Source organism: Deltaproteobacteria bacterium (genome assembly GCA_020848745.1).
GTDB lineage: Bacteria > Desulfobacterota > Binatia > UTPRO1 > UTPRO1 > UTPRO1.
Window position 1 is genome coordinate 1 of record JADLHM010000053.1, and the last position, 6,346, is coordinate 6,346.

A 6,346-nucleotide genomic window follows, 5' to 3' on the forward strand; every position below is an offset into this window, starting at 1 on the left:
TCATCTCCTGGCTCGCGATCTGCTGGAAGCCCGCGTGGCCGCCGCCGCCGTACTCCTTCGGGTAGTCGCAGCCGATGAGGCCGGCGTCGTAGCACTTCTTCTCCCAGGCACAGAGGTAGCGCCGCTGTTCCTCGGTCATGACCTCGATCGGGCTGAGCGGCAGGCGGAAGCTCGGCGCGGCGGGCCGGTTCTCGGCGAGCCAGCGGCGGCAATACTCGCGGAACTCTTCATGCTCGGTCATGGACGCTCCTTCGGCAATGGGATCACGGCGCGCGAGGCGTGTGGGCAGGGACGGGATCGCGGCCGGCCGGGAATGTGGCACGAGCCCTCCAACGCGGCAAGAGGTGCACGATCGTGCACCAGCAGCGGGGAGTCTGCCGTCGACTTTCGTTGTCGCGCCCGGCTCCCGCGCGTCAGCCGACGTCAGTTCGGGTCCGAGCCGCTCGACGTCGTGAAGCCGGCCGAGCGTTCAAGACGCCGTCGCGGCGAGCGATCTGCCCGGGCAGCCGGAGCAGAGGCGCACGGCGTGACTCAGCCTCCGTCACGCTCGCGGACGCCGCCGGGGCTCTCGGGCGGCGGAGACGTCGGCACCTTGCCGCGTCCGGTCGGCTCACAATCGGCGTACGGCTCTGGCCGCGCGCCGGACGTGTCGCAGCCGGCGACGCAGCGCTCGGCGACGTCGTCACAGCGGTTCTCGACGGTCATCGCGTTGCCGGCGCCGTCTTCGCAGCGTCCCACGCACGCGACCCGCTCCGCGCGCGCCGGCGAGTCGCCGGCGCCGACGACGAGCACGGCGAGGAACGCCGCGATGGCCCCGCTGCGGATGGGCGCGGTCACTTCGGTGGACAACGTACCGCCCCGTAGTTACTGGACGTCTGGTTGGAGCTGTCGCGGGCCTGGATCGTGTAGTTGTACACGGCGCCATACAGGTAGCCCGGGCTCGGCGACGGTTCGGGATCCGGCGAGGTCCCCGCCTTGCCGCACGGCACTTTGATGCTGTCGCCGATCATGTCGTGGGGAACGTACATCGACGTCTGGAAGAACCCGGTCACGTGGTAGACGAGCTTCTGCTCGCCCCCCTGCGGTCCCACCAGAACGCGCATGGAGACCATGTAGGCCGGCGATGCACTCACCGACAGGTAATACCAGCTGATCGCGCACTCGTTTTTCTTGATTTTGCGGCAGATCGCCGAAGGTGAGTCGATGAAGCCTATGGCGTACGCGGATGCGGAAGCGACCAGACAGGCCACTACGGCGGCAAGCGCCGCCACGAATCCTCGCGTCATGGCTCCGCCCTCCTTCAGATCCCCATGCGGCGCGCGAGCGCGTCGACGCTGTCGAGCAGCTCCGAGCCGTCGGGCACGGCGCCCCGCGGCGTCACGTGATCCACGACCTCGGGCATGAGCCGTTCGAGCCCGCGGGACGCGTCCGCCTCGCTGAGTCCGGCTTGCCGCGCGATCTCGGCGAGGCCGCCGCGTCCGAAGATCTGCTCGAGCGCTCCCGACGGCAGGGCCTGGTTCTCGCCGCCGCCGACCCACGAACGCGCCTGCTCGCCGAAGCCCGCGCGCTGCACCGCCTCGAGGAGCCCGCCGAGACCGCCCGCGCCGCCGGCGCCGCCGAGGATCTGTCCGAGGACGTCGCCGAGCCCGCCCGCGCTCGCGCGGCCGAAGCCCGCGGACGGCTCGCTCCCGCCGCGGCGATTGCCGAGCATGGCGAGCACGACCGGCATGAGCGCGACCAGGATGCGGCTCATGTCGGGGCCGCCCGCGGCATCCGCGCGGGTCTGCCGGCTCGCCGTCGCCGGACCGGCGGTCAACTGACCGAGCAAATCGTCGAGCAAGCCCATGGGGCGGCCTCCTTCGGTGCGTCGCTGCCGGCACCCTACGCCCCGCGCGCGTCCGCGCGCAACCGGGGCTTGCTTTGACACGCGTGCGAGGCCTCCGCTACGAGCCGCGCGGAGCCGACGATGTTGAGCCCGTACCGCGTCCTGGACCTCACCCGCAGCCGCGGCCACCTCTGCGGCCAGATCCTCGGCGACCTCGGCGCGGACGTAGTGCAGGTCGAGCCGCCCGGCGGCGCGCCGACGCGGCGCCGCGGCCCCTACGTCGACGACGTGCCGCACCCCGACCGCTCACTCGAATGGTGGGCGGTCTCGCGCAACAAGCGCGGCGTCACCCTCGATCTCGAGCGCGCGCGTGGCCGCGAGCTGCTGCGCCGTATGGTCGCGACCGCCGACTTCCTGATCGAGTCGGAGACCCCCGGGATCCAGGCGGCGCGTGGGCTCGACTACGACGCGCTCGCCGCCGTGAATCCCCGACTCGTCTACGTCTCGATCACGCCGTTCGGACAGACCGGCCCGAAGGCGACGTGGGCCGACAGCGACCTCGTCCTGCTCGCGGCGGGCGGGCCGCTGCGGCTGGCCGGCGACGAGGACCGCGCGCCGCTCCGGGTCGGCGTGCCGCAGGCCTACGCCCACGCGGCCGCCGAAGCGGCCGGCGCGGCGCTCGTCGCGCACCACGAGCGCGCGCGTTCGGGACGCGGCCAGCACGTCGACGTGTCGGCGCAGCAGGCGGTGACCCTCGCGACGCAGTCCTATCTCCTGAGCTCGGCGATCGGATTCCCCGACGCCCGACGCATCTCCGGCGGCGTCGGCATGGGACCGCTCTCGGTCCGCTTCGTCCACCCGGCCTCCGACGGACACGTCTCGATCACGTTCCTCTTCGGCTCGTCGGTCGGACCGTTCACGCGCCGCCTCATGCACTGGATCGCCGACGAAGGCGGCTGCGACGCCGCGACCCGCGACAAGGACTGGATCCGCTTCTTCGACCAGATGTTCTCGGGCGAGGAGTCGTTCGCCGAGGTCGTCCGCGTGCAGGCGCTGGTGGCGGCGTTCACCCGCACGAAGACGAAGGCGGAGCTGCTGCGCGCGGCGGTCGAGCGCGACCTGCTGATCGCGCCGGTCGCGACGACGCGCGAGGTCGTCGAAAGCGCGCAGCTCGCCGCCCGCGACTACTGGCGGGAGCTCGATCATCCCGAGCTCGGCCGCACCGTGCGCTACCCCGGACCGTTCGCACGCGCCTCGGCGACGCCGCTCCGCCATCGCCGCCGGCCGCCCACCGTGGGCGAGCACAACCGCGAGATCCTGGGCGGCGAGCTCGGCCTCGACGACGCCGACCTCGCCCGCCTCGCGGCCGAAGGAGTGATCTGATGTCCGAGGCCGCGCTCGCCGACGTCAAGGTGCTCGACCTCATGTGGGCGATCGCCGGCCCGGCCGCGACACGCATGCTCGCCGACTACGGCGCGACCGTGGTGCGCGTCGAGTCGACGACGCGCACCGACATCTGCCGCACGGTGGCGCCGTTTCACGAGCTGCCCCCCGAGCCCGAGAGCGCCGTCGTCTTCCACAACATGAACGCCGGGAAGCGCATGATCACCCTCGACCTCGCAACACCCGCCGGGCGCGAGGTTCTGCTCGACCTGGTGCGCTGGGCCGACGTCGTGACCGAGGCCTACAGCGCCGGCACGATGCGGACGCTCGGCTTCGACTACGAGGCGCTGCGCGCGGTGAACCCCTCGCTCATCATGCTGAGCACGTGCCTCATGGGACAGACGGGGCCGCTCGCCAGCTACGCGGGCTTCGGGAATCTCGCCCACTCGATCACCGGCTTTGGTGCGCTCTGCGGCTGGCCCGATCGCGCGCCCGCCGGGCCCTTCGGAGCGTACACCGACTACATCGCGCCGCGCTTCAGCGCGGCCGCGATCCTCGCCGCCCTCGACCACCGTCGGCGGACCGGCGAAGGCCAGCACATCGACCTCGCGCAGGCCGAGGCCGCGATCCACTTCCTCGGGCCCGCGATGCTCGACTACACGGTGAACGGCCGCGTCTGGGCGGCGGCCGGCAACGCCGACCGCGATGCGGTCCCGCACGGCGTCTACCCCGCGGCCGGCGACGATCGCTGGGTCGCGATCGCGGTGCGCGACGACGCCGAGTTCGCGGCGCTCGCCGCAGTGCTCGGGGACCCCGCGCTCACGCGCGATCCGCGCTTCGCGACGGCCGAGGCGCGCCACGCCCACGTCGAGGCGCTCGACGCCGTCGTCGCCGCATGGACCACCGCCCGCGACCCGCACGAGGCGGAGGCCGCACTCCAGGCGGCCGGCGTGCCGGCAGCGGTCGTCGCAGGCAGCGCCGACCTCTGCGCCGATCCCCAGCTCGTGCACCGCGAGCACGTCCGTTGGCTCACGCATCCGACGTACGGCACGACGCCGGTCGAGAACGCGCGCTCGCGCCTGTCGCGCACGCCGGCCGCCGTCGCGGGAGCGGCGCCGACCCTCGGCCGCGACAACCACGAGGTCCTCGAGGCGATCCTCGGCTACGACGCGGACCGCATCACGGACCTCGTCGCCGCCGGTGCGCTCGGATGACGGACCGCGGGTGGCGTGAACCTTGCCGCCGCCCCCGCGATCCTGCCGGACGGTCGCCTCGCTTCGCGGGCCCGCCGTGACCGATCACCGGCGCGACGGGCCGCACGCCCGGTCGCTCCCGCTGAGCCGCCGCCGGCGCACGGCCTCGCGGTGAGCGTCGCCGAGCGCCTCGCCGCCGCGATCGCACGTCGCGGGCCGCTGCTCGCGCGCCTCGCGGCGGAGGACACCGACTGCGTCCGCCTGCTCCACGGCGTCGCCGAGGGAGCGCCCGGCATCACGATCGATCGCTACGGACCGATCCTGCTCGTGCAGACGTGGCGCGCGCCCCTCGCCGCGGGCGAGCTCGACGCGCTCGTCGCGGTCGCGCGCGACGCGCTCGGCGTCGCGCTCACGCCGTGCTGGAACCATCGCGGCGAGGGACCGGGAGGCTCCGCGCGCGCGGACCAAGCGCTCGTCGCGCCGATCGCGCACGAGCTCGGGCTCGCGTACGACGTGCGGCCGCGGCATCGCGGGCAGGATCCGCTCCTCTTCCTCGACCTCCGCGTCGGACGGCGCTGGGTGAAGGGGGCGAGCGCGGACCGGAGTGTGCTGAACCTCTTCGCCTACACGTGCGGCATGGGGGTCGCGGCGCTCGCCGGCGGCGCGCGCGAGGTGGTGAACGTCGACTTCGCGCGCTCGGCGCTGGCGGTCGGACGCGCCAACGCCGAACGCAACGTCGACGACCCGGCGACGCTCGCGGAGCGTTTCGTCACGATCACCGACGACGTCATCCCGGTCGTGCGGCAGCTCGCCGGTCTCACGCTGCCGACGCGCGGCAAGCGCGCCCGGGCGTTCACGCGCCGGGCGCCGCGGCGCTTCGATCTCGTCGTGCTCGACCCGCCGCGCTGGGCGAAGGGAAAGTTCGGCGCGGTCGACGTGGTGCGCGACTACGCGTCGCTCTTCAAACCGGCGCTCCTCGCGACGGCGCCCGGCGGCACCGTCCTCGCGACCAACCACGTGCCCGAGGTCGGGCGCGAGGTCTGGCTCGCCGCGCTCGAGCGCTCGGCGGCGAAGGCGGGCCGTCCGCTCGCGGCGCTCGACGTGCTGACGCCGGAAGAGGATTTCCCGTCGCCGGACGAGCGGCACCCCCTCAAGATCGCGCTCGCGCGCGCCCCGTAAGAGCGCGCGCGGCCGCGCGCACGTTTCGATACCTGGCGCGGAAGCGCCGCACCGGCGGCGTCTCCGCGTCGAGGAAATCCTCGAACGCGAGCTCGGAGAGTCCGAGCCGGCGAAACGCGTCGAGCTCGCGGCGCAGGAGCGGCCACGGCATCACCCCTGCGGGATCACCGGCGTCGCGGCCGCGCGCGATCACCAGCAGCTCGCCGCCCGGCGCGACGAAGCGCGCGAGGTTCGCGATCGCCCGCGCCCGGGCGGCGGGCGGCAGCACCTGGAGCGTGTACGACTCGAGGACGACGTCGAAGGCCGCATCCCAGGCGCGCGGCGGCGTGAGTACGTCGGCGACCGTCCAGCGCACGACGCTCCCGGGAAAACGGCGTCGACACCACGCAACCGCGGTCGGCGACACGTCGAAGGCGGTGACGGAGAACCCGCGGCGGGCGAGCTCCTCGGCGTCGTCGCCGAGGCCGCAACCGACCTTCAGCGCGCGCCGGCCGCCGCCCGCGACGTGCTCGCGATCGAGCCACGCCGTGAGGTTCGGATTGGGCGCGAGGTCGGCCCACGGGATGCCGCCGGCGTCGCCGTCGGCCCGCCGATAGAGCGTCTCGAACCAGCCGGTCGCGTCTCCCTGCGCGAGCGACTCGCGGGCGAGGTCGCCGGCCTCGCGTCTGACTTCGCTTTCGTCGCACGCGCTGCTCATGCGCACCTCGCGGAGGGATCGGTGGGGTCACGGCCAGTTGGTCAAAGGCGCGGCGGCGGGTCAAGACGA

General features: G+C 73.6%; 8 protein-coding genes. 3 read left to right on the plus strand and 5 right to left on the minus strand.

Annotated features, from left to right (window positions below):
• The 4 genes from IT293_06820 to IT293_06835 form a co-directional block, all read right to left on the minus strand.
• Nucleotides 1-241, minus strand: a 241-nt coding sequence (locus IT293_06820) for an acyl-CoA dehydrogenase family protein (protein ID MCC6764359.1), incomplete at its 3' end; no start/stop codon positions are given.
• A 290-nt stretch (nt 242-531) separates the two neighbouring features.
• The gene (locus IT293_06825) at nt 532-837 is read right to left on the minus strand and encodes a hypothetical protein (GenBank protein MCC6764360.1); all 306 of its coding nucleotides are present in this window, start codon (nt 835-837) and stop codon (nt 532-534) included.
• On the minus strand, nt 834-1,286 hold the full coding sequence (locus tag IT293_06830) for a hypothetical protein (GenBank protein MCC6764361.1): 453 nt from the start codon (nt 1,284-1,286) through the stop codon (nt 834-836). The genes IT293_06825 and IT293_06830 overlap by 4 nt, the downstream gene beginning before the upstream one ends.
• Nucleotides 1,287-1,300: 14 nt before the next feature.
• Nucleotides 1,301-1,846, minus strand: coding sequence for a DUF937 domain-containing protein (locus IT293_06835; GenBank protein MCC6764362.1), 546 nt, complete (start codon nt 1,844-1,846; stop codon nt 1,301-1,303).
• Between the two features lie 120 nt (nt 1,847-1,966).
• On the opposite strand from IT293_06835, the gene IT293_06840 reads away from it, so the two are divergent.
• The 3 genes from IT293_06840 to IT293_06850 all read left to right on the plus strand — a co-directional run bounded on the left by IT293_06840 (nt 1,967) and on the right by IT293_06850 (nt 5,580).
• Nucleotides 1,967-3,208, plus strand: a complete 1,242-nt coding sequence (locus IT293_06840; GenBank protein ID MCC6764363.1) for a CoA transferase — start codon at nt 1,967-1,969, stop codon at nt 3,206-3,208.
• The gene (locus tag IT293_06845) at nt 3,208-4,422 is read left to right on the plus strand and encodes a CoA transferase (GenBank protein ID MCC6764364.1); all 1,215 of its coding nucleotides are present in this window, start codon (nt 3,208-3,210) and stop codon (nt 4,420-4,422) included. The genes IT293_06840 and IT293_06845 overlap by 1 nt, the downstream gene beginning before the upstream one ends.
• 150 nt (nt 4,423-4,572) lie before the next feature.
• Entirely contained in the window at nt 4,573-5,580 is a 1,008-nt protein-coding gene (locus IT293_06850; protein ID MCC6764365.1) for a class I SAM-dependent methyltransferase, read from the plus strand.
• Here IT293_06850 and IT293_06855 read toward each other — a convergent pair.
• A complete protein-coding gene (locus tag IT293_06855; GenBank protein MCC6764366.1) occupies nt 5,552-6,277 on the minus strand; it encodes a methyltransferase domain-containing protein in 726 nt (241 codons plus the stop codon). The genes IT293_06850 and IT293_06855 overlap by 29 nt on opposite strands.
• Nucleotides 6,278-6,346: the final 69 nt, after the last annotated feature.

Coding starts and splice junctions, on each gene's coding strand:
- IT293_06840 (MCC6764363.1), top strand. CDS start 1,967: ATGTTGAGCCCGTACCGCGTCCTGGACCTCACCCGCAGCCGCGGCCAC.
- IT293_06830 (MCC6764361.1), bottom strand. CDS start 1,286: ATGACGCGAGGATTCGTGGCGGCGCTTGCCGCCGTAGTGGCCTGTCTG.
- IT293_06855 (MCC6764366.1), bottom strand. CDS start 6,277: ATGAGCAGCGCGTGCGACGAAAGCGAAGTCAGACGCGAGGCCGGCGAC.
- IT293_06835 (MCC6764362.1), bottom strand. CDS start 1,846: ATGGGCTTGCTCGACGATTTGCTCGGTCAGTTGACCGCCGGTCCGGCG.
- IT293_06845 (MCC6764364.1), top strand. CDS start 3,208: ATGTCCGAGGCCGCGCTCGCCGACGTCAAGGTGCTCGACCTCATGTGG.